This window comes from Xanthomonas arboricola pv. populi (assembly GCF_002939945.1).
Taxonomy (GTDB): Bacteria; Pseudomonadota; Gammaproteobacteria; order Xanthomonadales; family Xanthomonadaceae; genus Xanthomonas; species Xanthomonas arboricola_A.
Genome location: NZ_MDEB01000003.1, coordinates 566,422 through 589,674, shown reverse-complemented (window position 1 = coordinate 589,674; position 23,253 = coordinate 566,422). Strand labels below are relative to the sequence as shown.

The following is a 23,253-nucleotide window of genomic DNA, read 5'->3' as shown; positions in this document are numbered from 1 at the left end:
CACCGAGGTAGTCCGGCGCCGCCGACGGCTTGCACCGCTACGCGTCAGTGGCGCCGCTTCAGATTCTCGCCAGGCAGTGTCACAAGTCGCTCCCACGCCCGGCCCACCTATCACCGACCGGCCTCAGATCGACACCGGCAACTTGAAATACGTCCCCAGGCCATCCAGGAACATCTGCACCGAAATGGCCACCAGCAACATGCCCATCAGGCGCTCGACCGCGGTCAGTGCGCGATGACCGAGCAGTTTGTACAGCAGCGGGGCCGAGGCCAGGATGGTGGAGGCACCGATCCAGGCGATCATCAAGGCCAGGCTCCAATCCCACAGCCGGGTGGGTTCGTTGCTGCCCATCAGCATTACCGCCGCCATGCCGGACGGGCCGGCCACCAGCGGGATCGCCAGCGGCACGATGAAGGGCTCGCCATCGGGGATCTCGCCCATCAGGCCTTCCGGGCGCGGGAAGATCATGCGGATGCCGATCAGGAACAGCACGATACCGCCGGCGATCGCCACCGATTCCTGGCGCAGGTGCATCAGCTCCAGCGCGTACTTGCCGCCCCACAGGAACGCCATCAGCACGCACAGGGCGATCAGCAACTCGCGCGCGAGCACGAAGCGCTGGCGCTTCGGCGGCAGTGGCTTGAGCACGCTGAGAAACACCGGGATGTTGCCCAGCGGATCGAGGATCAGGAACAGCAGCAGCGCCGCCGAAAGAATGGTCATGCGGAAGGGCTCCAGATCGCACCGCGGTGCGAAGCACCTGCCATGGACAACAAGATGACGCAGGCGGACGCATAGCGCGCGGCGTCCACCGCGTCGCTGTCTTCCTGATGCGTAAAGGCGCGCGCGCGCAAGGCGGTGCGCATCGGGCCGGGCTGCAGTCCGCTGATGCGGACGGGGCCGGCGGCGGTTTCGTGATGCAGGCTGGCGAGCAGTCCACGTTGTGCATGCTGGGAAGCGCCATAGGCGCCCCAATACGCCTGGCCAACGCGTGCAGGATCATCGACGACGAAGACCACCGCCGCATCGGCTTGCTGCCGCAACAGCGGCAGGCAGGCCTGTGTCAACCAGGCGCGCGCGGTGAGGTTGATATGGAGGTTGCGTGCGAAGTCGGCAGGCGCCGCGAGTTCGGCCGGGGTCAAGCCGGCGAAGTCGGCGGCGCAGTGCAGCAGGCCGTGCAGGCCACCGAGCTCGGACTGCAGCCGCTGCGCGAGCGTGGTGTAGTCGTCGGGCGTGGCGCCGGCCAGATCCAGCGGATACAGCAACGGCTCCGGACCTAGCTTGGCGACTGCGTCGTAGATGCGCTCCAGCGGACGCAGCTTGCGGCCGAGCAACACCACGGTCGCGCCGGCAGATGCGCATGCCTGCGCCGCAGCGCTACCGAGACCGCCGGCTGCGCCGGTGATCAGCACCACGCGCCCGGCAAGCGCCGGCGCATCGAGCTGGGCCTGCGCCAGGCTCACGGCTGGTAGGCCTCGCTGACAATGCGCTTGAGCTCGCCGGCTTCGAACAGTTCCAGCGTGATGTCGCAACCACCGATCAGCTCGCCGTGGATGAACAACTGCGGAAAGGTCGGCCAGTTGGAATAGCGCGGCAGATTGGCGCGCACTTCGGGCTCTTCCAGCACGTTGACCGTGCGCAACTGATCGGCGCCGGCAGCCACCAGGGCCTGCACGGCGCGGCTGGAAAAACCGCACATCGGGAATTGCGGGGTGCCTTTCATGAACAGCACGATCGGGTGTTGTTCGACTTCGGCCTGGATCCATTCCATCACCGGCATTGGACTCTCCTGACAGGGAGCGGCAGGCCCGACCGCCGGGTCGGATAGACTTCCGCAAAGGCGCGCATTGTAAGCCCTCGGCGCGACCTGCCGCCGCACTCCCTTCGCTGCCCTTGCCATCATGCCGATCGAACACCTTGCACTGCCCTACTCCCGCGCCGCGCTGGAGCCGCATTTTTCCGCCGCCACCTTGGATGCGCACCACGGCGGCTGTCACCGCAGCGAGGTCGATCGGCTCAATGCGCGCATCGAAGGCAGCGAGTTCGCCGAGCTGGCGCTGGAAGACATCATCGCGCAGGCGCAAGGCACGCTGTTCCATCTGGCCGCGCAGGTGTGGAACCACAATTTCTATTGGCAGTGCCTGCGCCCACGCGGCGGTGGCGAGCCGCTGGGCCGGCTGGCCGACCGCATTGCCAAGTCGTTCGGCGACTTCGTGCATTTCAGGCAGGAGTTCAACCGCGTCGCCCTGAGTACCTTCGGCTCGGGCTGGGTATGGCTGGTGCAGCGGCCGGACGGCACGCTGGCGGTCGTCGCCACGCCGAACGCGTCCACGCCGCTCACCGGGCCGGACACACCGCTGCTCGCCTGCGACCTCTGGGAGCACGCCTACTATCTGGATTACCGGCAGGACCGCGCGCAATACCTGGACGCGTTCTGGAAACTGATCAACTGGGACTTCGTGGCCAGCCCGTTGGGCTAGCCGCTTGCGCCGTTGCAACAGGTCAACGATCAGATGATCTGTCGCAACGGCGCCTGGCGGCACCGCGCACTGCCGTGCATCTTCGTCCCGAACCTGCGCATCGGCGAGGCCACGGCAGCGCCACCGATGGTTCTGCGCATTACCCTTCGCTCAAGCGCGCGAGTACCGGTCCGACCTGCGCATCACGCTGCAGCACGGCGCCTGCTTCGCTCAGCGCCTGCGCAAGCAGCTGCGGCGTCTCGGCGTGCAGCGTCGCGTGGCCGACCTTGCGGCCCTCGCGCGATTGCTTGCCGTAGTCGTGCCAATGCCCACCGGACACTGCCAAAAATGCAACAGCGCCCGGCATCGCGCCCAGCCAGTTGAGCATGCAGGCATGCCCGCGCATCGCGGTGCTGCCGAGCGGCAAACCGAGCACCGCACGCACGTGATTTTCGAATTGCGAGGTCTCCGCGCCTTCGATGGTCCAGTGCCCGGAGTTGTGCACGCGCGGCGCCATCTCGTTGGCGAGCAGTTGGCCATCGCGCACGAACAGCTCGAGCGCGAAGACGCCGACGTAGTCCAGGCGCTCGGCGATCGCGCGCGCATGCGCCTCTGCCGCAGCCTGCAACCCGGCATCCACACGCGCCGGCGCAAGACTGGCCGAAAGCACGCCGTCCACATGCCAGTTCTCGGTCAGCGGCCAGGCACGGAACTCGCCATCGCGCCCACGCACTGCCACCACGCTGACCTCGCGCTCGAACGGTACGAAGGCTTCCACGATCAGCCCGACGTTCGCCGCCTGCGTGCCGAGCGCGTCCCACGCGGCATCGGCATCGGCCAGCGTCTTGATGCGGAACTGGCCCTTGCCGTCATAGCCGAAGCGACGCGTCTTGAGCACGCACGGCGTGCCGATACGGGCCAATGCGGCATCAAGTCCCGCACGGTCGTCGATGGCGGCGAACTCGGGCACCGGAATGCCGAGCTCGCGAAACAGGGTTTTTTCGCTGAGCCGGTCCTGCGCCACCGCCAACGCGACGGCACTGGGAAACACCGGCACCTGCGCGGCCAATTGCTGTGCGCTGGCGGCCGGCACGTTTTCGAAATCGAAGGTGATCACATCCACCTGTGCGGCGAATGCGGCAAGCGCAGCGGCATCGTCGAAATCGCCCGCCTGCAGCGGCGCCACCTGCCCCGCGCAGGCATCGGGCGCCGGGTCGAACACCGCAAACCGCAAGCCCAGTGGCGCGCCGGCCAATACCAGCATGCGGGCCAACTGGCCGCCGCCCAGAATGCCGACTGTGGTCATTGGCGCGGGTCGTCGCTAGCCATGACATCGTCGGTCTGCCTGGCGCGGAACTGCGCCAACGCCTGACCGATCTGCGCCTGCTCCGGCGCCAGCATCGCAGCGGCGAACAAGGCCGCATTGGCCGCGCCGGCATTGCCGATCGCAAACGTTGCCACCGGAATCCCGGCCGGCATCTGCACGATCGACAGCAGCGAATCCATGCCGTTGAGCGCCTTGGACTGCACCGGCACACCGAGCACCGGCACCGCCGTCTTGGCCGCCAGCATGCCCGGCAGATGCGCAGCGCCACCGGCGCCGGCAATGATCGCGCGCAGACCGCGTGCGCCCGCCTGTTCGGCATAGCTGAACAACACGTCGGGTGTGCGGTGCGCCGAGACCACCTTGACTTCGTAAGGCACGCCCAGCGCGTCGAGCTTCTGAGCTGCGTGTTGCATGGTTTCCCAATCGGAACGGGAACCCATCACGATGCCGACCAGCGGCGCGGAGTGGTTGGAGGTCATGGCCCTGCCCTGCGGTAAAGACGTATTCTAGCCATCTTCCACGCAAGACAAGACTTCGATGGATCGCAAACTGCTCGACCTGCTGTGCTCGCCCGACACCCGCCAGCCGCTCTCGCTGCTCGACGGCAAAGGCCTGGAAGCACTCAACACCGCCATCGCCGGCGGAACCCTGCAACGTGCCGACGGCACGGCGCAGACGCAGCCACTGCGCGAGGCGCTGATCACGCGCGACCGCAAGCAGATCTTCCGCATCGACGACGGCATTCCGGTGCTGCTGGCCGAAGAAGCCATCGGCACTGCGCAGATCGCCGACTTCCCCGAAAAGTGAATCCTTCCGTACGCACGACCGTGCCGGAGGCGCCGCCGGCCGCACTGGTGGACGCCGATGTGGCACGCGCATTGGCCGAGGACATCGGCAGCGGCGATGTGACTGCGGCGCTGTTGCCGGATCGGGCCGACAGCGCGTACCTGCTGTGCAAGCAGGACGCCGTGATCGCCGGGCGGCCGTGGTTCGACGCCACGCACCGCGCGCTCGATCCGCAGGTGCGGATCGACTGGCAGGTGCACGAAGGCCAGCACGTCGCCGCCGGCACGGTGCTGGCGCTGCTGCATGGCCGCAGCCGCAGCCTGGTCAGCGCCGAGCGCACGTCGCTCAACTTCATGCAGACGCTGTCGGCCACCGCGACCGCCACCGCTGCATACGTCGCTGCCGTGGCCGGCACCGGCACGCGCATCCTGGATACGCGCAAGACGCTGCCGGGCCTGCGCGCCGCGCAGAAGTACGCCGTGCGCTGCGGCGGTGGCGACAATCACCGCATCGGCTTGTTCGACACGGTGATGCTCAAGGAAAACCATATCCGCGCCGCCGGCTCGCTGAGCGCCGCCGTGCATGCCGCACGTGCGCAGCAACCGCAGTTGCCGCTGGTGGTCGAGGTGGAGACGCTGGAACAGCTGCACGAAGCCTTGCAGGTCGGCTGCACGCGCATCCTGATCGACGATTTCGACCCGGCGACGCGTCGCGAAGCAGTGCGCATCGTTGCCGCCCTGCCACGCGGACAACGCATTCCGCTGGAAGTCTCCGGCAGCGTGGATCTGGCCGGCATTGCCGCCATTGCGGCCGACGGCGTGGATTGCGTCTCCATCGGCGGGCTCACCAAGCACGTGCGCGCCGTCGATCTGTCGCTCAAACTCGGCCCGCCGCCGCGCTGATTTCACGCGTGCCCGCAGCCAGCTCTGTCAGCCTGCTGCGATTGTTCTGTGCAGGATCTGCGATGACCGTAAAACCTTGGCCGTGGCTTTGTCTGGTGTTGGCCGCATGGGGCGGCACCGCCGCCGCTGCGGAAGTCTGCGATGTGCCGCCACGCTTCGGCACCAGCCCTGCAGCAATCGCCATCGTGCGCAGTGCCTGCAACGAGCATCGCTTGTGGCAGCACCCGTTCATCGATGCCAAGGGCCGTCTGGCCAGCCTGGGCGTCACCGAAGCCGAATCGGGCTATCTGGCCGACCACGGCGTGGTCGCGTGGCAACGCGTGGCAGGCTACTGGCGCGACAGCGGCACGCTGGCATCGATGGGCGGCCGCCCCGGCGCATCGAGTTGCGCGGCACTGGATGGCACGCGCTATACCGCCAGCGATTGCCGTGCGTTCGTGGTCGACAACCCGTGGTCGGCCGCCTTCATCTCCTGGGTGATGACGCAGGCTGGCCTGAGCGGCTTCCATCGCTCTGCGCGCCACCTGGATTACATCCGCAGCGCCTACAACGATGGCGCCAGCGGCCCGTACCAGTTCACCGACCCGGCGGTGGAGAAGCCCGCCCCCGGCGATCTGCTGTGCCTGTTGCGCGGGCGCAGCGCCGCGCTCGGCTACGCCGGCCTCAAGGCCGGGCTTGGCGGCAGCGCGCCGATGCCGTGGCAATCGCATTGCGATGTGGTGATCGCCGCCAACGTCGGTGGCGATCGCACCCTGTATCTGATCGGCGGCAATGTGTTCAATACGGTGATGATGCGCAAGATGCCGCTGGACCGCGCCGGCCGCGTGGTATTGCCGACACCGCAGTCCGACGGCAGCCAGGACCAAAGCGAAGACGGCCTGGGCATCGCCAGAGAGTGCACGCCGGCACACGAAGAACTCTGCGATTTCAATCGACGCGACTGGGCGGCCCTGTTGAAGCTGCGCCCGGATGCGGCGATGACCGCGCCACCTCCGGTTGAGCCGCTACCTTCGCCAACCACCTCGCCCGCGGACCACACGATGCCGCCCGGTTTTCCACGCGTCGTGCCACCGCGCCCCGAAACACAGCCTGCACCGACACAGCAGCCTCGGTGAGAAGGCTCAAAGCCCCTCTCCCATCGGGGGAGGGGTTGGGGTGAGGGTACGAAAGCGATGCCCTGGCCTTGATTCAACGGCGCGATGCTTCGCCCGTTCCCTCATCCGCCCCTGCGGGGCACCTTCTCCCGCAGGAGAAGGAATCAAAGCCCCTCTCCCGCCGGGAGAGGGGTTGGGGTGAGGGTACGAAGGCGAAGCCCTGGCCAAGGTTCAACCATACGAAGCTTCGCCCGTCCCCTCATCCGCCCCTGCGGGGCACCTTCTCCCGCAGGAGAAGGATCAAGTCACGCGTCATTGCCGAACACGCAACAAAAAAGCGGGCCGAAGCCCGCTTTTCGTAACACGTCAAACAGTGGCGATTACTCGGCCGACGCCGGCAGGCCTTCGCCTTCTTCCACTGCCTTGATCGACAGACGGATACGGCCCTGCTTGTCCACTTCCAGCACCTTGACGCGGACCAGATCGCCTTCCTTCAGCTTGTCGCCGACCTTTTCCACGCGCTCGCTGGAGATCTGCGAGACGTGCACCAGGCCGTCCTTGCCCGGCAGGATGGTGACGAACGCACCGAAGTCCATGATCTTGGCGACCTTGCCTTCATAGATGCGGCCCGGCTCCACGTCCGAGGTGATCTGCTCGATGCGCGACTTCGCAGCTTGCGCGGCGATGGCATTCACCGAGGCGATGATGATCGTGCCGTCGTCCTGGATGTCGATCTGCGTCCCGGTTTCCTTGGTGATGGCCTGGATGGTCGAGCCACCCTTGCCGATCACTTCACGGATCTTGTCCGGGTGGATCTTGATGGTCAGCAGGCGCGGCGCGTAATCGCTCAGCTCCAGACGCGGGGTGGTCAGGGCATGCGCCATCTCGCCGAGGATGTGCAGACGGCCGGCCTTGGCCTGCTGCAATGCCTGCTTCATGATCTCTTCGGTGATGCCTTCGATCTTGATGTCCATCTGCAGCGCGGACACGCCTTCGGCAGTACCGGCCACCTTGAAGTCCATGTCGCCGAGGTGATCTTCGTCACCCAGGATGTCCGACAGCACGACGAAGTCGTTGCCTTCCTTGACCAGACCCATCGCGATACCCGCGACCGGCGCCTTGATCGGCACACCAGCGTCCATCAGCGCCAGCGAGCTGCCGCAGACCGATGCCATCGAGGACGAACCATTGGACTCGGTGATTTCCGAGACCACACGGATGGTGTACGGGAATTCTTCCAGGCTCGGCATCACCGCCAGCACGCCGCGCTTGGCCAGACGGCCGTGGCCGATCTCGCGACGCTTCGGCGCACCGAAACGACCGCACTCGCCCACCGAATACGGAGGGAAGTTGTAATGGAACAGGAAGTTTTCCTTGTACTCGCCCGAGACGGCGTCGATGACCTGACCGTCGCGTGCGGTGCCGAGCGTGGTGATCACGATCGCCTGGGTCTCGCCGCGGGTGAACAGCGCCGAGCCATGGGTACGCGGCAGCACGCCGGCCTTGGCGCTGATCGGACGCACGGTGTCCAGCGCACGGCCATCGATGCGCACCTTGGTGCTCAGCACCGAGCCGCGCATGGTCTGGTATTCCAGCTCGCCGAATTCCTTGGACAGATCACCGGCAGCCCAGCCTTCGACCGTGGCGCGCGGTGCCAGCGCACCCAGCACGTCCTTCTTGATCGCCGAAATCGCATCGCGGCGCTGCAGCTTGTCGCGCACCTGGAATGCCGACGCGAGCTGCTCGCCCACCGCTTCCTTCAGCGCGGCGATCATGCCGTCGTTCTTGGCCGGAGCCACCCAGTCGGACGGCTTGGTGCCGGCTTCGACGGTCAGCTCGTTGATGATGTTGATGACCTTCTGCATTTCGCGATGGCCGAACGTCACCGCGCCCAGCATCACTTCTTCGGACAGCAGCTCGGCTTCGGACTCGACCATCAGCACCGCATTGGCGGTACCGGCCACGACCAGCTCCAGCTGCGAATCCTTCAGCTCGGTCACGGTCGGGTTGAGGATGTATTCGCCGTTCTTGTAGCCGACCTTCGCCGCAGCGATCGGGCCGTTGAACGGGGTGCCGGCCAGCGACAACGCGGCCGATGCGCCGATCAGCGCGGCGATATCGCCGTCGATGTCCGGGTTCATCGACATCACGGTGGCGATGATCTGCACTTCGTTCTTGTAGTCCTCCGGGAACAGCGGACGGATCGGGCGATCGATCAGGCGCGAGATCAACGTTTCCTTCTCGGTCGCACGTCCTTCGCGCTTGAAGAAGCCGCCCGGGATGCGGCCGCCGGCGTAGAACTTCTCCTGATAATCGACCGTCAGAGGAAAGAAGTCCTGCCCTTCGCGCGCACTCTTGGCGGCGACGGCGGTGACCAGCAGTACGGTGTCGTCGAACTTGACGATGACGGCGCCGCCTGCCTGGCGAGCGATTTCGCCCGTCTCCAGGGTGACGGTGTGCTTGCCGTACTGGAAGGTTTTGGTGATTTTTGCCACGGAGGTTTTTTCCCTTAGGTGTTGCTGTCTTCGTTGGACCGTCGTCGACCCATGCCGAGAACGGGCGGCCGGGAGGCTCCGGCCCATGAACTGCATGCTGCGGATAACGTAATGCGAATGACCAAAACAAAGCCGCGGCGCATCGCTGCGCCGCGGCGGTAGGACTCGATTAGCGGCGCAGGCCGAGCTTCTCGATCAAGGACTTGTAACGCTCGTTGTCCTTCTTCTTCAGGTAGTCGAGCAGGCTGCGGCGGCGGTTGACCATCTGCAGCAGGCCACGACGGCTGTGGTGATCCTTCTTGTGGGTCTTGAAGTGGCCGGTCAGCAGCTCGATGCGCGCGGTCAGCAGGGCGACCTGCACTTCCGGCGAACCGGTGTCCTGGGCGCTGCGCTTGTTGTCTTCAATAACTTTCTGGGTGTCGACGGACATGATGTTTACTCGATAGATGCGTGGTCGACAGGAACGTGCATGACGCACCGCCGGACTCGCCGTTTGCTTGGGATGAGCGCGCTTGGCGCTGAGGTGCCCCGATTCGGGCCGCAAAATTGTAACGTCGTGCGGGCCCGGGAACAAGTTGACCAAACCTTAACAAGACACCGCTTCGTTCAGTCCATTGAACAATCGCTGCGGCGACAAACGCCCCTCCGCGTCCACCAGGCCTAGCCCGGAGGGGATTCCGTCGGGTCCGAACACGGCCACCTGGCCGGCCGGAAATGTCACATCACGCAGGCGCTGGCCCATGCGAAAACGCGCCGCGTGCGCCGCATCGAGCACGATCCGCGCAAAATCGGCCAGTCCGGCCTCGATCGGCAGCAGCAGGTCCTGTGCGTCGGTGCCCGCTTCCAGGGAAGCCGACAGCGCCTCCAGCGTGATCATCTGCGGCGCGCGAAACGGCTCGACCCAGAGCCGGCGCAGCGAGGCGATATGCGCACCGCAGCCGAGCACCTCGCCCAGATCGCGCGCCAGGCTGCGGATATAGGTGCCCGAGCCGCAGGTCACGCGCAGTTGCAGCCGCGGCGCGGCGTAGCCGAGCACGTCGATCGCCTGCACGTCGACCTCGCGTACCGGCGCCTCGATCGCCTCGCCACGGCGCGCCTTGGCATACAGCGGCTCGCCGCCCTGCTTGAGCGCGGAATAGATCGGCGCCTGTTGGCGGATGCGCCCGATGAAGGGCGTCAGCGCTGCACCCAGCGCGTCTTCGCTCAGTGCAGGCACTGCACGCTCGCGCAACACCTGACCATCGGCATCGTCGGTATCGGTGGTGACACCCAGCACGACCTCGGCATCGTAGGCCTTGGCCGAACCGAGCAGCAGGCCGGCAATCTTGGTTGCCTCGCCCAGACATAGCGGCAGCAAGCCGGTGGCCAGCGGGTCCAGGCTGCCGGTGTGGCCGCCCTTTTCGGCACGCAACAAGCGGCGCGCGGACTGCAATGCCGTGTTGGAGCTGACTCCAGCCGGCTTGTCGAGCAACAGGATGCCGTGCAACGGGCGATAGACGATGCGGGGTTTCAAAAGATCAGTGCTCGAATCGGGCACTGTGCGCACCCGTTGAAATCGGGGCCGCTGATCAACAGGCGGCCGGCCGGCAGCGCTCAGCGCTGCTCGGCGTCCTCGTCGCTGGACGTGGCCCCGGGGCCGACATCGTCCAGGTCACGCAGCAGGTTGTCGATGCGCTCGCCGCGGTCGACCGAATCGTCGTAGTGGAAATGCAGCTCGGGCACATGACGCAGCTTCATGGCGCGTGCCAACTGCGTGCGCAGCTGACCGGCGATTTCCTTGAGCCCCTTGACCGCTTCGGCCGAGCGCTCCTGCTGCAGCGCGGTGACGAACACCTTGGCATGCGCCAGGTCGCGGCTGATTTCGACGTCGGACACGCTGACCGACGGCAGGCCGTGGTCGCGCACGGCCGCGTGCACGAGCGTGCCGAGGTCGCGACGCACCTGCGCCGAAACCCGGTCGGTGCGATGGAATGATTTGGTTGGCATGGTCGTGGACCTGGTTGATTCGGAGGGCCAGTTGGCACCGAAGCCAAAAACGGACGCGGGCGGCCATGCCGCCCTCGCCTTGCAGAACTTGCGTTGCAACACTCCGCCTGGCGGAGTGCGGGGCCCGCAGGCCCCGGCAGCCGTTACAGCGTGCGGGCGACTTCGATACGCTCGAAGCACTCGATCTGATCGCCGGCCTTGACGTCGTTGTAGGCCTTCACGCCGATACCGCACTCGGTACCGTTGCGCACTTCCTCGACGTTTTCCTTGAAGCGGCGCAGCGATTCCAGCTCGCCCTCGAACACCACGACGCTGTCGCGGAGCACGCGGATCGGCTTGCTGCGCTTCACCACGCCTTCGATGATCATGCAGCCTGCAACCGCGCCGAACTTCGAACTGCGGAACACGTCGCGGACCTGCGCGATACCGATGATCTCTTCGCGGATTTCCACGCCGAGCAGACCGGACGCCACCTGCTTCACCTGGTCGATCACGTCATAGATGATCGAGAAGTAACGCAGATCGATGCCGTTGGACTCGACGATCTTGCGCGCCGAGGCATCGGCACGCACGTTGAAGCCGATCACCGTGGCCTTGGAGGCCGCTGCCGAATTCGCATCGGACTCGGTGATGCCGCCCACGCCGGAGTGGATCACGTTGATGCGGATGTCGTCGTTGGACAACGCCACCAGCGACTGCTTGAGCGCTTCTACCGAGCCCTGCACGTCGGCCTTGATCACCAGGTTCAGCACCTGCTGGCCTTCGCCCTTGCCCATCTGGGCCAGGATGTCTTCCATGCGGTTGCTGGCCGAGGCCACCAGACGCGACTCGCGACGCTTGGTTTCGCGCTGCTGCGCCACGTCCTTGGCCAGACGCTCGTCGTCGACGACCACGAAGTCGTCGCCGGCTTCCGGCACGCCGGACAAGCCGAGCACTTGCACCGGGATCGACGGGCCGGCCGAGGCCGGCTGGTGGCCGGTCTCGTCGAACAGCGCACGCACACGGCCATACTGGATGCCGCACACCAGGTAATCGCCACGCTTCAGCGCGCCCTGCTGCACCAGCACCGTTGCGACCGGGCCACGGCCCTTGTCCAGCGACGATTCGATGACGGTACCACTGGCGCGGCCGTCGGCCACCGCCTTGAGTTCCAGCACTTCGGCCTGCAGCGAGATCGCGTCCAGCAGCGTGTCCACACCGGTACCGACCTTGGCCGACACTTCGATGAACTGGGTATCGCCACCGAACTCTTCGGCCACCACGTTTTCGGCCAGCAATTCGTTCTTGACCCGCAGCGGGTCCGCGCCGGCCTTGTCGATCTTGTTCACCGCTACGATCAACGGGACGCCCGCCGCCTTGGCATGCGCCACCGCTTCCTTGGTCTGCGGCATCACGCCGTCATCGGCCGCAACCACCAGCACCACGATGTCGGTGATCTTGGCGCCACGGGCACGCATCGAGGTAAACGCGGCATGGCCGGGCGTATCCAGGAAGCTGATGACCCCACGGCCGGTTTCGACGTGATACGCACCGATGTGCTGGGTGATGCCACCGGCCTCGCCCGAGGCGATCTTGGTGCGACGGATGTAATCCAGCAGCGAGGTCTTGCCGTGATCGACGTGGCCCATGATGGTCACCACCGGCGGACGCGAGGAGGTCTCGCCCTGCGCATCTTCGGCATGCGCCAGCAGCGCATCCTCGAAGTCGGCATTGTCGGCACGCACGGCCTTGTGGCCGAGTTCTTCGGTCACCAGCGCGGCGGTGTCATGGTCGATGCTCTGGGTGATGGTCGCCATGACGCCCATCTTGAACAACGCCTTGACCACGTCGCCGCCCTTGAGCGCGAGCTTCTGCGCCAGATCGGCCACGGTGATGGTCTCGCCGATCGCCACTTCGCGCACCACCGGTGCGGTCGGACGCTCGAACCCGTGCGGGCCGCTGTTGCCGTGATTGCCGCCACGGCCGTTGTCGTTGCCACGACGCGAGGACGACGAACCCGGACGGCCGGTCGGCTTGCCGCGCACATTGGAACGGCGCGCACGATCGGCTGCGGACAGATGCAACTGCCCGGCAAAACGCTTGGTCGCATCGTCGTCTTCGACGCCAGCCACCATGACGTGCGAACCGCGCGTCTTGTGCTTGGCGGCATTGTTGCGATCGTCCGGACGTGCCGGCGTGGCCGGACGCGAAGCAGGCGAGGCGCCAGCCGGACGGGCCGGACGCGGTGCCGAAGACGGCGAAGACGGTGCACGCGCGGCAGGTGCCGACGGCGTCGGCGCAGCAGCAACCGGCGCAGGCGCACTGGCAGCCGCAGCGGCTTCCTCGGCAGCCTTACGCTCGGCTTCTGCACGGTCTTTGGCGGCTTGCTCCTCTTCACGTTTGCGCTGAATCGCTTCATCGCGCACACGATCGCTTTCGGCCAGCGCCTGCTGCTCGTCGAGATTGCGCTGACGCGAGGCGGCGAGCTTGGCCAGGATGTCAGCGCGCTCTTCGTCCGGCGTCATGGGCGCGGCACGGCCGCTGCCTTCGTTTTCGGACTTCACGTAGGTGCGTTTCTGCCGCACTTCCACGTTGACCGTGGTCTTGGTGCGGCCGGCGCTGACCGTGACTTCCTGCAGCTTGCGCCGGTTGAGCGTGATCTTCTTGGCTGCTTCGCTCGCCGCTTCGACCGGCGTGTCGGCCTTGCCATGCGTGCGGCGCAGGAAGCCAAGCAGTTTCATCTTCTCGGTGCTGGTCACGACCTGGTCGGGACCGCTGAACTTCATTCCGGCCTCGGCCAGTTGAACCAGCAGTTTATCGACCGGCGTATTGACCAGTTCGGCAAGCTTGCGGATGGTGGTTTGCTGCGACATTCGGATCCTATGATCTGGTTGGCGCCCCCTCGCCCAGAGCAAGGGAAACGCTGATTCTAAGCCCTGATGGGGTCAGGGCGCGGTTCATTGCCGGCTCATTCGCCGCGCTCCAAACGGGCGATCTCCTCGGCGCGGGCCGCCAGGATCAGCGCCGCGGCGCGCTCCTGGGTCAAGCCCTCGATGCCGAAGTCGACGATCTCGTCCGCTGCCAGGTCGGACAAGTCCTCACTGGTGCGCACGCCGTGCTCGGCCAGAGCAAAGGCCGTTTCCTCGTCCATCCCCTCCAGCGCCAGCAGGTCCTCGGTGGGCTGAGTTCCTTCCAGGCCTTCTTCTTCTGCCAGCGCGGCGTTGAGCAACGCATCGCGGGCACGGGCGCGCAACTCTTCGACGATGTCTTCGTCGAAGCCTTCCACCGCCAGCAACTCACCGACCGGCACGTAGGCGATTTCCTCGACCGTATTGAAGCCCTCGGTCACCAGGATCGCTGCGATTTCTTCATCCACTTCCAGGCGGTCCATGAACAACTGGCGCGCGGAGGTCTGCTCGGCTTCGGACTTGGCGGCCACCTGGTCGGCGGTCATCACGTTGAGCTGCCAACCGGTCAGCCGGCTGGCCAGACGCACGTTCTGGCCGCCCTTGCCGATCGCCTGGGCGAGGCGATCTTCCGCCACGGCCAGATCCATCGAGTGCTTGTCTTCATCGACGATGATCGACTGCACCTCGGCCGGCGCCATCGCATTGATGACGAAGTTGGCCGGGTTCTCGTTCCACAGCACGATGTCCACGCGCTCGCCATTGAGCTCGTTGGACACCGCCTGCACGCGCGAACCACGCATACCGATGCAGGCGCCGATCGGATCGGTGCGGGTGTCGTGCGCGATCACCGCGATCTTGGCGCGGTCGCCCGGATCGCGTGCGCAGGCCTTGATCTCGACCAGGCCCTGGCCCACTTCCGGCACTTCGAGCTTGAACAGCTCGATCATGAATTCCGGCGCGGCGCGGCTGATGAACAGCTGCGGGCCACGCGGCTCGGAACGCACTTCGGCCAGATAGCCGCGCACGCGGTCGCCCGGACGCAGCACGTCGCGCGGGATGCCCTTGTCCTTCGGAATGAAGGCTTCGGCATTGCCGCCCAGATCGACAAAGATATTGCCGCGCTCGGCGCGCTTGACCACACCGGTGATCAACTCGCCGACGCGGTCCTTCCAGGCATCGACCACCTGCTGACGCTCGGCTTCGCGCACGCGCTGCACGATGACCTGCTTGGCAGCCTGCGCCGCGATACGGCCGAAGTCCGGGTTTTCGATCTGTTCTTCGATGTAGTCGCCCACCTCCACGCCGTCGGCTTCGTCGATGGCATCCATCAGACGCACCTGGCGATCCGGGGACTCCATCACGACATCGTCGGCAACCACTTCCCAACGACGATAGGTTTCGTAGTTACCGTCCTTGTGGTCGATGGTCACGCGCGTCAGCACGTCCTGGTCGGGATAGCGCTTCTTCGCTGCGGAAGCCAACGCGGCCTCGATCGCATCGAAGATCACTTCGCGCGGCACGCCCTTTTCGTTGGCCACCGCATCCACTACCAGCAAAAGTTCCTTGCTCATTTCGTCACTCCGCGCGCGGCTTGCCAGCCGCCGACTCGTTGGATGGTTTCTTCTTCTCGTGCCCGGGTTTTTTCGGGCCGGGCTTGTTCGGTTTTTGCGGGGCCAGGCCCAGCGCGACCCAATCCGGCAGAATGCGCGCCTTGTCGATGTTGTCGAAGCCGATCTGCACGTCCTTGCCGTCGATGGCGAACACCACCGCGTCCGCCTCGGACTCGATCCGCACGATCTGGCCCTGGAAGCGGCGCCGACCATCCTGCGCCAGCTTCAACACGATCTTGGCGGACTCGCCGGCATGACGGCCGAACTGCTCCAGCGTGAACAACGGACGGTCCACACCCGGCGAGGACACCTCAAGCGTGTAGTTGCCGGTGATGGGATCTTCGACGTCGAGCTGGGCCGAGACTTCGCGGCTCACACGCTCGCAGTCATCGACGTTGATCACACGCTCGGGCTGTTCGGCCAGCGGCACATCGATGTACAGGCGCAACGTGGCGCCACCTGGAGCGGGAAGATATTCCACACCCAGCAGTTCCAAGCCCAGGGACTCAACCGTTGGACTCAGCAGATTCGCGATTTCGGTCGCTTTTTCGCTCACAGACTGCCCTGATCAGATGATTGCCAGTAGAACCCCGGCAACCGGCAGCAAACTTTCCGGTTCCGGAAAAAACAAGGGGCCCGATGGGCCCCTTGCGTAAAAAAAACCCGACCTCTCAGGGCCGGCGCAAAGACGGGAACATGCGTCTTTGCGATCCAAGAAGCTGAAGTACTGCCCTAAGGCATTGCATTAAAGCAGTACTTCAAAACTTGGTAGCGGGGGCAGGATTTGAACCTGCGACCTTCGGGTTATGAGCCCGACGAGCTGCCAGACTGCTCCACCCCGCAGCAGAAGCGGAATTATGAAGAACTTGAGCGAAAAGTGCAAGCCCTAGTTTTTCATCGATTGAAAACCTTGGGGGTCTTCAACGTCGCGGCAAATGATAACCGCATTGCAACAAAAACGAAACAGCAATCACGACTTTATTTCAGTCACCCATCGACGGCGCGCGTGGCGCACGCGCCGCGAGGTCATGCAAGTACGCGCGACTTAGGCAAGGCCTGCAAATGCACGCTGGCACCACACCATGATCGGGCTCCAGGCCAGGCCAAGTGCGAGCAATGCGAGCGCGTTGACCCCGAGCACGGTGCCCAGCACACGGTCGTTGTTGGCAGGCAACGGCTCGCCCACCGGCTCATCGAAGTACATGACCTTGATGACGCGCAGATAGTAGAAGGCGCCGATCACCGCGCAGAGCACGCCAACCAGGGCCAGCCACAGCATGTCGCCGTTGACCGCAGCGCCCAGCACCGCCAGCTTGGTCCAGAAACCCAGGAACGGCGGGATACCCGCAAGCGAGGCCATGATGCACAGCACCAGGCCGGCCATCCACGGATTGCGCGCGTTGAGTCCCTTGAAGTCGTCGATGTTCTCGGCCTCGAAGCCATTGCGCGACAACGCGATGATCGCGCCGAACGCGGCGGTCGACATGATGGTGTAGCTCACCGCATAGAACATTGCCGCGGCATAGCCTTCCTCGCCACCGCCGGCCACGCCCATCAACAGAAAGCCGATGTGCGAGACGGTCGAGTACGCGAGCATGCGCTTGAGATTGGTCTGCGCAATCGCCATCAGGTTGCCGATCACCAGCGACACTGCAGACAGGCCACCGATCAACAGATGCCACTGCGGCGACAGCGGGCCCATGCCGACTTCGAGCAGGCGATATGCCATACCGAAGGCTGCGAGCTTGGGCGCAGAACTAATGAACAAGGCGACCGGTGCGGGCGCGCCCTGGTACACGTCGGGCAACCACATGTGGAACGGCGCAGCACCCAGCTTGAAGGCCACGCCGGCGATCATGAAAATGGTGCCGGTCAGCAGCAGCGTGCGCTCGCTGGAGCCTTCGATCGCGTCGTGGATGCCGCTCAGGCTCAACGTACCGGTGGCGCCGTAGACCAGCGACATACCGTACAGCAGCAGACCCGACGCCAGCGAACCGAGCACGAAATACTTCATCGCCGCTTCGGTAGCCAGGCCGTTGTCGCGATTGGAGGCGACCAGCGCATACGAGCACAGCGCGAGCAACTCCAGGCCCAGGTACACCATCAGCAGGCTGCCCGCCGAGGTCAGCAGCATCATGCCGGCAGTGGCGAACAACACCAGCACCGGGATCTCGCCCTGATAGAGATTACGTTCGCGCAAGTATGTCCAGCCGTAGACCAGGCTCAGACCGCTGACCAGCACGATCGCCGTCTTCATCACGTCGGCCGCTGTGTCGCGCACGAACATGCCGTGGAAGATCTCGCCCTGCCCGCCCGTACCGGTCGCCAACAGCGCAAACACCACCGCAAGCACGGCAACGGAGAACAGGTGGGTCCAGACCTTGTTCCGCTGGCTCACGAACAGGTCGAGCATCAGCAGTGCAAAGGCGCCGCCGATCAGCACCAGCTCCGGAACAAGCGGAGCCAGGTCAGCGGTGGTCAACGGCGCGAGCGTTGGCGTGGTCATCATCAAATCCTGGAAATCAAAACGTACGGCAAGCTGTTACAGCTTGGTCGCGGCAATCTGGGTAGCCAGCTTGGCGATCGATGGTTCCATCAGATCGGTCAGCGGCTTCGGATACACGCCCAGGGCCAGCACGCCAACGGCGAACACCCCCAGCACAAACGCCTCACGGCCATTGATGTCCTTCAGCTCGGCCACGTGGGCGTTGGCCACCTCGCCAAAGAACACGCGCTTGTAGAGCCACAGCGTGTAAGCGGCAGTGATCACCAGCGTGGTGGCGGCAGCGAAGGCCACCAGCGGATGCTTCTGGAAGCTGGCCAGGATCACCATGAACTCACCGACGAAACCACTGGTACCCGGCAGGCCGGCGTTGGCCATGAAGAACAGCATGGAGAACGTGGCGAACCAGGGCATCACATTGACCACGCCGCCGTAATCGGCAATGCGGCGGGTATGCATGCGGTCGTACAGCACGCCGATGCAGGAGAACATCGCGCCGGACACGAAACCGTGCGAAATCATCTGCACCATCGCACCCTGCAGGCCCAGACGGGCGGCGTCGGTGCTGCCGTACTCGCGCACCAGGGTGAACGCGATGAAGGTGCCGAGGGTGACAAAGCCCATGTGCGCGATGGACGAATACGCCACCAGCTTCTTCATGTCCTCCTGTACCAGGGCCACCAGGCCCACGTAGACCACCGCGATCAGCGACAGCGCGATGACCAGCCAGGCGAACTCATGGCTCGCATCCGGCACGATCGGCAGGTTGAAGCGCAGGAAGCCGTAGCCGCCGATCTTCAATGCGATCGCGGCCAGGATCACCGAACCGGCGGTCGGCGCCTCGACGTGCGCATCCGGCAGCCAGGTGTGCACCGGGAACATCGGCACCTTGACCGCAAACGCGATCAGGAAGGCGAAGAAGATCCAGGTCTGCTCCTTGGCGGTCAGCTGCAGCGCATACAGATCGGCCAGCTGGAAACTGCCGCCCTTCAGATACAGGTAGACCAGGCCCACCAGCATCAGCACCGAGCCGAGGAAGGTGTAGAGGAAGAACTTCATCGCCGCATAGATGCGCCGCGGACCACCCCAGACACCGATGATCAGGAACATCGGGATCAGCATGGCCTCGAAGAAGACATAGAACAGCATCGCGTCGGTGGCGGCGAAGATGCCGACCGTGACGCCTTCAAGGATCAGGAAGGCGGCGACGTACTGATTGACGCGCTTGTCGATCGAGCGCCAGGCGCCGATCAGGGCCAGCACCGTCACCAGCGTGGTCAGCACGATCAACGCGACTGCGATGCCGTCCACGCCCAGGTTGTAGCCGATGTTGTAGGCCGGGATCCAGGCATGCAGTTCGACGAACTGCATGGCGTCATTGGCCGTGTCGTAGCCCAGCAGCGGCAGACTCAGCACAAAGGTCGTCACCGCCACCGCCAACGACGCCCAGCGGGCAGTCTCGGCGTTGCGCAACGCAAGGATCAAGGCGCCACCGATAATCGGCAGCCAGATCAAGATAGACAGTAAAGGCCAGTTCGACACGTTTTCTTATTCCGTACAGGTCAACGCCAGAAATGCATCAGTACCGCCAACAAGGCGATCAAACCGATGATCATTGCGAAGGCGTAGTGATAGAGGAAACCGGATTGCGTGCGACGCAGCAGATGTGCAGCCAGGTCGATCAGTCGGGCAGAACCATTGACGACGACACCGTCGACCACATGGGTATCGATGGCACGTGACGCCTTGCCAAGGACCACGCCACCACCGGCGAAGCCATTGATCCAGAGCTTGTCGAAGCCGTACTTGTTTTCCAGCAGCCACACCACCGGCGCGAACGCCTTGCGCGACTTGGTGGCCAGTTCCGGCTTCCACAGATAGAACAGCGCAGCCAGCAACAGACCCGCAACCGTCAGGAAGAACGGCGCCGCCATCATGCCGTGCAGCGCAAAGGCGACCGGGCCATGGAACTCTTCGGCCAGCGCGCCAACGGTGTCGCGCGCAGGATCGTAGAAATCGACGATGCCGGTGAAGAACGACACCGCCTGCCCCTTGATCGCATGCGCGGCGTGGTGGCCCTGCCAATCGGTGCCGAACAGCATCGGGCCGATGGTGAAGAAGCCGATCGCCACCGACGGGATCGCCAGCAGGATCAACGGCAGCGTCACCACCCACTTCGACTCATGCGGCTCGTGAGCACCATGGTGGCCATGACCGTGGTCATCGTGGCCGTGCGTGTCGTGTGCATGTGCGTCGTGCGCATGACTGTCGTGCGCGTGGACCTGCGCCTCGGCATCGGTATGCGCGCTGTCGTGGTGTCCATGGGCATCGTGCGCGTGGGCATCGCGGAAGCGCTCCTTGCCATGGAAGGTCAGGAACAGCAGACGGAAACTGTAGAAGCTGGTCACCAGCACGCCGCCAAGCACTGCCCAATAGCCGTAGGTCGCAATCCAGCTATGCGACTCGTGGGCGTGATGGGCTGCCGCTTCGATGATGGTGTCCTTGGAGTAGAAGCCGGAGAAGAACGGCGTGCCGACCAGCGCCAAGGTACCGATCACGCTGGTCCAGTAGGTCACCTTCATGTACTTGCGCAGGCCGCCCATCTTGCGCATGTCCTGCTCGTGGTGCATGCCGATGATGACCGAACCGGCCGCCAGGAACAGCAGCGCCTTGAAGAAGGCATGCGTCATCAGGTGGAATACTGCGGCCGAATACGCCGACACGCCCAGCGCCACGGTCATGTAACCCAGCTGGGACAGCGTGGAATACGCAACCACGCGCTTGATGTCGTTCTGCACGATACCGATCAGGCCGGTGAAGAAGGCTGTGGTCGCACCGATGAACAGGATGAAGTTCAGCGCGGTTTCCGACAGCTCGAACAGCGGCGACATGCGCGCGACCATGAAGATGCCGGCGGTCACCATCGTCGCGGCATGGATCAGGGCCGAAATCGGCGTCGGGCCTTCCATTGAGTCCGGTAGCCACACATGCAGCGGCACCTGCGCCGACTTGCCCATCGCACCGATGAACAGGCAGATGCAGATCAGCGTCATCACGCTCCACTCATGGCCCGCGAACAACTGCACCTTGGCAGCGGCCATGGTGGTCGCATTGGCGAACACGGTGGAGTAATCCAGCGAGCCGAACCACAGCAGCACACCGGCAACGCCGAGAATGAAGCCGAAGTCGCCGACGCGATTGACCAGGAACGCCTTCATGTTGGCGAACACGGCAGTCGGACGCTTGAACCAGAAGCCGATCAGCAGATACGACACCAGGCCCACCGCTTCCCAGCCGAAGAACAGCTGCAGGAAATTGTTGCTCATCACCAGCGTGAGCATGGAGAAAGTGAACAACGAGATGTAGCTGAAGAAGCGCTGGTAACCCGGGTCTTCTTCCATGTAGCCGATGGTATAGATGTGCACCAGCAGCGACACGAAGGTCACCACCACCATCATCATCGCCGTCAGGCGGTCGACCATGAAGCCGACATGCGCCGAGTAATTACCGACATCGAAGAAGGTGTACAGGTTCTGGTTGAACGGACTGGCGCCCTGCTCCACCAGTTGATACAGCGTCAGGCACGACAGCACGCAGCTGACCGCCACACCCAGGATGGTGACGTATTGCGCGCCCTTGCGCCCCACCTGGCGACCGAACAGGCCGGCGATGATGCTGCCGATCAGCGGTGCAAGCACCACCGCAATCAACAGACTCTTGGAGAGAGTGATTTCCATCTACAGGTCAGCCCTTCAACGTATCGACTTCGGCCACATTGATCGTGCGGCGCGTGCGGAACAGAGTCACCAGGATCGCAAGGCCGATCGCAGCCTCCGCGGCGGCGACGGTCAGGATGAAGAACACGAACAACTGACCGGCGGGGTCGCCAAGCTCGCGCGAGAACGCGATGAAGTTGACGTTGACCGACAGCAGCATCAGCTCGATCGACATCAGCAACACGATGACGTTCTTGCGGTTGAGGAAGATGCCGGCCAGCGAGATGCAGAACAGCACCGCGCCCAGTCCAAGCAGGTGGCCCAAGGTAATCAAGACTTCGCCTCCTGTCCGTCGGCCGCATCGAGCTTCGGCGCGACCTGTAACGGCTTTTCAACCGCCATTTTGACCATGCGCAGACGGTCGCCCGCCTTCACCCGCGACTGCTCGCCAGCGTTCTGGTGCTTGATGCCGGTGCGCTTGCGCAGGGTCAGCATCACGGCGGCCACCACGGCCACGGTCAGGATCACCGCTGCGAACTCGAACGGCAGCAGGAACTCGGTGTAGAGGGTCTTGGCCAGCCAGGTCAGGTTCGACACGTCGGCCGCCTGCGCGGCTGCGTTGTCGGCCGGGAACGGCGCAGCACTGCGCGCCTTGACTCCGATCAGGGTGACCATCTGCGCCAGCATGGCGACCGCAACGATGACACCGACCGGCATGTACTTGACCCACCCTTCGCGCAGGCGGCTGGTGTCGATGTCCAGCATCATCACCACGAACAGGAACAGCACCATCACCGCGCCGACATAGACCAGCACCAGCGTCACGCCGAGGAACTCGGCGCCCACCAGCAACCAGATGCATGCCATCGAGAAGAAGGTGAGGATCAGGCACAACACGGCATACACCGGGTTGCGCACGCTGATCACCGCACCGGCGGACACGACCGCGACGGCGGAGAAGGCGTAAAAAGCAATAGTGACCCAGTCCATCATGACCTCAACGGAAGGCGGCATCGGCAGCGCGACGCTCGGCGATCTCGGCTTCGAACCGGTCCCCGATCGCAAGCAGCTGCGGCTTGTTGACAATGTTCTCGCCACGCTTCTCGAAGTGATACTCGAGGATGTGGGTCTCGACGATCGAGTCCACCGGGCAGCTTTCTTCGCAGAAGCCGCAGAAGATGCACTTGAACAGGTCGATGTCGTAGCGGGTGGTGCGGCGCGAGCCGTCCTCGCGCTTGGCCGAGTCGATGGTGATCGCCAGCGCCGGGCACACCGCTTCGCACAGCTTGCAGGCGATGCAGCGCTCTTCGCCGTTGGGATAACGACGCAGCGCGTGCAGACCACGGAAACGCGGCGACTGCGGGAACTTCTCCATCGGATACAGCACGGTGTACTTGGGCTTGAACGTGTATTTCAACGTCAGCCACAGGCCGCCTAGCAGTTCGAGCAGGAGCAGGCTCTTGAAGTAATGGGTGATCTTGTTCATC

Annotated in this window: 22 protein-coding genes and 1 tRNA gene; 4 read left to right on the top strand and 19 right to left on the bottom strand. The window is 64.5% G+C overall.

Annotated elements, in window-relative coordinates:
• Positions 1-123: 123 nt before the first annotated feature.
• The 3 genes from XaplCFBP3123_RS12045 to grxD are packed head-to-tail and all read right to left on the bottom strand — an operon-like array spanning position 124 to position 1,780.
• Positions 124-723: a YhgN family NAAT transporter gene (locus XaplCFBP3123_RS12045; RefSeq protein ID WP_104534224.1), complete on the bottom strand. Its 600-nt coding sequence runs from the start codon at positions 721-723 to the stop codon at positions 124-126.
• Positions 720-1,463, bottom strand: a complete 744-nt coding sequence (locus XaplCFBP3123_RS12040; protein ID WP_172453218.1) for an SDR family NAD(P)-dependent oxidoreductase — start codon at positions 1,461-1,463, stop codon at positions 720-722. Before XaplCFBP3123_RS12040 ends, XaplCFBP3123_RS12045 begins: the two co-directional genes overlap by 4 nt.
• Complete coding sequence (grxD, locus tag XaplCFBP3123_RS12035) at positions 1,460-1,780, bottom strand: Grx4 family monothiol glutaredoxin (RefSeq protein WP_104534223.1); 321 nt, start codon at positions 1,778-1,780, stop codon at positions 1,460-1,462. Before grxD ends, XaplCFBP3123_RS12040 begins: the two co-directional genes overlap by 4 nt.
• A 121-nt stretch (positions 1,781-1,901) precedes the next feature.
• Between grxD and XaplCFBP3123_RS12030 the strand changes: the two genes are divergently transcribed.
• Positions 1,902-2,480, top strand: a complete 579-nt coding sequence (locus XaplCFBP3123_RS12030) for a superoxide dismutase (protein WP_104534222.1) — start codon at positions 1,902-1,904, stop codon at positions 2,478-2,480.
• Between the two features lie 139 nt (positions 2,481-2,619).
• Here XaplCFBP3123_RS12030 and XaplCFBP3123_RS12025 read toward each other — a convergent pair whose 3' ends face one another.
• Entirely contained in the window at positions 2,620-3,765 is a 1,146-nt protein-coding gene (locus XaplCFBP3123_RS12025; protein ID WP_104534221.1) for a 5-(carboxyamino)imidazole ribonucleotide synthase, read from the bottom strand.
• A complete protein-coding gene (purE, locus tag XaplCFBP3123_RS12020; protein ID WP_039510673.1) occupies positions 3,762-4,265 on the bottom strand; it encodes a 5-(carboxyamino)imidazole ribonucleotide mutase in 504 nt (167 codons plus the stop codon). Before purE ends, XaplCFBP3123_RS12025 begins: the two co-directional genes overlap by 4 nt.
• Positions 4,266-4,323: 58 nt before the next feature.
• On the opposite strand from purE, the gene XaplCFBP3123_RS12015 reads away from it, so the two are divergent.
• The 3 genes from XaplCFBP3123_RS12015 to XaplCFBP3123_RS12005 all read left to right on the top strand — a co-directional run bounded on the left by XaplCFBP3123_RS12015 (position 4,324) and on the right by XaplCFBP3123_RS12005 (position 6,589).
• Positions 4,324-4,593, top strand: a complete 270-nt coding sequence (locus tag XaplCFBP3123_RS12015; protein WP_104534220.1) for a Trm112 family protein — start codon at positions 4,324-4,326, stop codon at positions 4,591-4,593.
• On the top strand, positions 4,590-5,474 hold the full coding sequence (gene nadC, locus XaplCFBP3123_RS12010; RefSeq protein WP_104534219.1) for a carboxylating nicotinate-nucleotide diphosphorylase: 885 nt from the start codon (positions 4,590-4,592) through the stop codon (positions 5,472-5,474). Before XaplCFBP3123_RS12015 ends, nadC begins: the two co-directional genes overlap by 4 nt.
• 62 nt (positions 5,475-5,536) lie before the next feature.
• A complete protein-coding gene (locus tag XaplCFBP3123_RS12005) occupies positions 5,537-6,589 on the top strand; it encodes a DUF2272 domain-containing protein (RefSeq protein ID WP_104534218.1) in 1,053 nt (350 codons plus the stop codon).
• Between the two features lie 359 nt (positions 6,590-6,948).
• Here the strand turns inward: XaplCFBP3123_RS12005 and pnp are convergent, their stop codons facing one another.
• The 14 genes from pnp to nuoI all read right to left on the bottom strand — a co-directional run bounded on the left by pnp (position 6,949) and on the right by nuoI (position 23,252).
• Entirely contained in the window at positions 6,949-9,063 is a 2,115-nt protein-coding gene (pnp, locus tag XaplCFBP3123_RS12000; protein WP_104534217.1) for a polyribonucleotide nucleotidyltransferase, read from the bottom strand.
• A 169-nt stretch (positions 9,064-9,232) separates the two neighbouring features.
• Positions 9,233-9,493 (bottom strand): 30S ribosomal protein S15, encoded by a 261-nt coding sequence (gene rpsO, locus XaplCFBP3123_RS11995; protein WP_003485583.1) that lies wholly within the window; start codon positions 9,491-9,493, stop codon positions 9,233-9,235.
• Positions 9,494-9,649: 156 nt separating this feature from the next.
• On the bottom strand, positions 9,650-10,576 hold the full coding sequence (gene truB / locus XaplCFBP3123_RS11990; protein ID WP_104534216.1) for a tRNA pseudouridine(55) synthase TruB: 927 nt from the start codon (positions 10,574-10,576) through the stop codon (positions 9,650-9,652).
• 80 nt (positions 10,577-10,656) lie between these two features.
• Positions 10,657-11,049 (bottom strand): 30S ribosome-binding factor RbfA, encoded by a 393-nt coding sequence (rbfA, locus tag XaplCFBP3123_RS11985; protein WP_104534215.1) that lies wholly within the window; start codon positions 11,047-11,049, stop codon positions 10,657-10,659.
• Between the two features lie 143 nt (positions 11,050-11,192).
• Positions 11,193-13,901 carry a translation initiation factor IF-2 gene (gene infB, locus XaplCFBP3123_RS11980; RefSeq protein WP_172453217.1) on the bottom strand — a complete coding sequence of 903 codons (2,709 nt, stop codon included), beginning with the start codon at positions 13,899-13,901 and terminating at the stop codon, positions 11,193-11,195.
• Between the two features lie 95 nt (positions 13,902-13,996).
• A complete protein-coding gene (gene nusA / locus XaplCFBP3123_RS11975; RefSeq protein WP_104534213.1) occupies positions 13,997-15,508 on the bottom strand; it encodes a transcription termination factor NusA in 1,512 nt (503 codons plus the stop codon).
• Positions 15,509-15,512: 4 nt separating this feature from the next.
• Positions 15,513-16,103 (bottom strand): ribosome maturation factor RimP, encoded by a 591-nt coding sequence (gene rimP / locus XaplCFBP3123_RS11970; protein WP_104534212.1) that lies wholly within the window; start codon positions 16,101-16,103, stop codon positions 15,513-15,515.
• A gap of 210 nt (positions 16,104-16,313) precedes the next feature.
• Positions 16,314-16,390 (bottom strand) — tRNA-Met (locus XaplCFBP3123_RS11965).
• Positions 16,391-16,592: 202 nt separating this feature from the next.
• Positions 16,593-18,053, bottom strand: coding sequence for an NADH-quinone oxidoreductase subunit NuoN (gene nuoN / locus XaplCFBP3123_RS11960; protein ID WP_104534269.1), 1,461 nt, complete (start codon positions 18,051-18,053; stop codon positions 16,593-16,595).
• Between the two features lie 36 nt (positions 18,054-18,089).
• Positions 18,090-19,592 carry an NADH-quinone oxidoreductase subunit M gene (locus XaplCFBP3123_RS11955; RefSeq protein WP_104534211.1) on the bottom strand — a complete coding sequence of 501 codons (1,503 nt, stop codon included), beginning with the start codon at positions 19,590-19,592 and terminating at the stop codon, positions 18,090-18,092.
• Positions 19,593-19,612: 20 nt separating this feature from the next.
• Positions 19,613-21,787: an NADH-quinone oxidoreductase subunit L gene (nuoL, locus tag XaplCFBP3123_RS11950; protein WP_104534210.1), complete on the bottom strand. Its 2,175-nt coding sequence runs from the start codon at positions 21,785-21,787 to the stop codon at positions 19,613-19,615.
• Positions 21,788-21,794: 7 nt separating this feature from the next.
• Entirely contained in the window at positions 21,795-22,100 is a 306-nt protein-coding gene (nuoK, locus tag XaplCFBP3123_RS11945) for an NADH-quinone oxidoreductase subunit NuoK (protein WP_006450557.1), read from the bottom strand.
• Positions 22,097-22,759 carry an NADH-quinone oxidoreductase subunit J gene (locus XaplCFBP3123_RS11940; RefSeq protein ID WP_172453235.1) on the bottom strand — a complete coding sequence of 221 codons (663 nt, stop codon included), beginning with the start codon at positions 22,757-22,759 and terminating at the stop codon, positions 22,097-22,099. Before XaplCFBP3123_RS11940 ends, nuoK begins: the two co-directional genes overlap by 4 nt.
• A 4-nt stretch (positions 22,760-22,763) precedes the next feature.
• Positions 22,764-23,252 carry an NADH-quinone oxidoreductase subunit NuoI gene (gene nuoI, locus XaplCFBP3123_RS11935; RefSeq protein ID WP_102584828.1) on the bottom strand — a complete coding sequence of 163 codons (489 nt, stop codon included), beginning with the start codon at positions 23,250-23,252 and terminating at the stop codon, positions 22,764-22,766.
• Between the last annotated feature and the right edge of the window lies 1 nt (position 23,253).

Bases quoted from the DNA above. Each gene is read 5' to 3' on its own strand.
- rpsO (WP_003485583.1), bottom strand. From the start codon at position 9,493: ATGTCCGTCGACACCCAGAAAGTTATTGAAGACAACAAGCGCAGCGCC.
- XaplCFBP3123_RS12005 (WP_104534218.1), top strand. From the start codon at position 5,537: ATGACCGTAAAACCTTGGCCGTGGCTTTGTCTGGTGTTGGCCGCATGG.
- XaplCFBP3123_RS12015 (WP_104534220.1), top strand. From the start codon at position 4,324: ATGGATCGCAAACTGCTCGACCTGCTGTGCTCGCCCGACACCCGCCAG.
- infB (WP_172453217.1), bottom strand. From the start codon at position 13,901: ATGTCGCAGCAAACCACCATCCGCAAGCTTGCCGAACTGGTCAATACG.
- grxD (WP_104534223.1), bottom strand. From the start codon at position 1,780: ATGCCGGTGATGGAATGGATCCAGGCCGAAGTCGAACAACACCCGATC.
- nuoL (WP_104534210.1), bottom strand. From the start codon at position 21,787: ATGGAAATCACTCTCTCCAAGAGTCTGTTGATTGCGGTGGTGCTTGCA.
- XaplCFBP3123_RS12045 (WP_104534224.1), bottom strand. From the start codon at position 723: ATGACCATTCTTTCGGCGGCGCTGCTGCTGTTCCTGATCCTCGATCCG.
- nuoI (WP_102584828.1), bottom strand. From the start codon at position 23,252: ATGAACAAGATCACCCATTACTTCAAGAGCCTGCTCCTGCTCGAACTG.
- nuoN (WP_104534269.1), bottom strand. From the start codon at position 18,053: ATGACCACGCCAACGCTCGCGCCGTTGACCACCGCTGACCTGGCTCCG.
- purE (WP_039510673.1), bottom strand. From the start codon at position 4,265: ATGACCTCCAACCACTCCGCGCCGCTGGTCGGCATCGTGATGGGTTCC.
- rbfA (WP_104534215.1), bottom strand. From the start codon at position 11,049: ATGCCAACCAAATCATTCCATCGCACCGACCGGGTTTCGGCGCAGGTG.
- XaplCFBP3123_RS12030 (WP_104534222.1), top strand. From the start codon at position 1,902: ATGCCGATCGAACACCTTGCACTGCCCTACTCCCGCGCCGCGCTGGAG.
- XaplCFBP3123_RS11940 (WP_172453235.1), bottom strand. From the start codon at position 22,759: ATGATGGACTGGGTCACTATTGCTTTTTACGCCTTCTCCGCCGTCGCG.
- nusA (WP_104534213.1), bottom strand. From the start codon at position 15,508: ATGAGCAAGGAACTTTTGCTGGTAGTGGATGCGGTGGCCAACGAAAAG.
- XaplCFBP3123_RS12025 (WP_104534221.1), bottom strand. From the start codon at position 3,765: ATGACCACAGTCGGCATTCTGGGCGGCGGCCAGTTGGCCCGCATGCTG.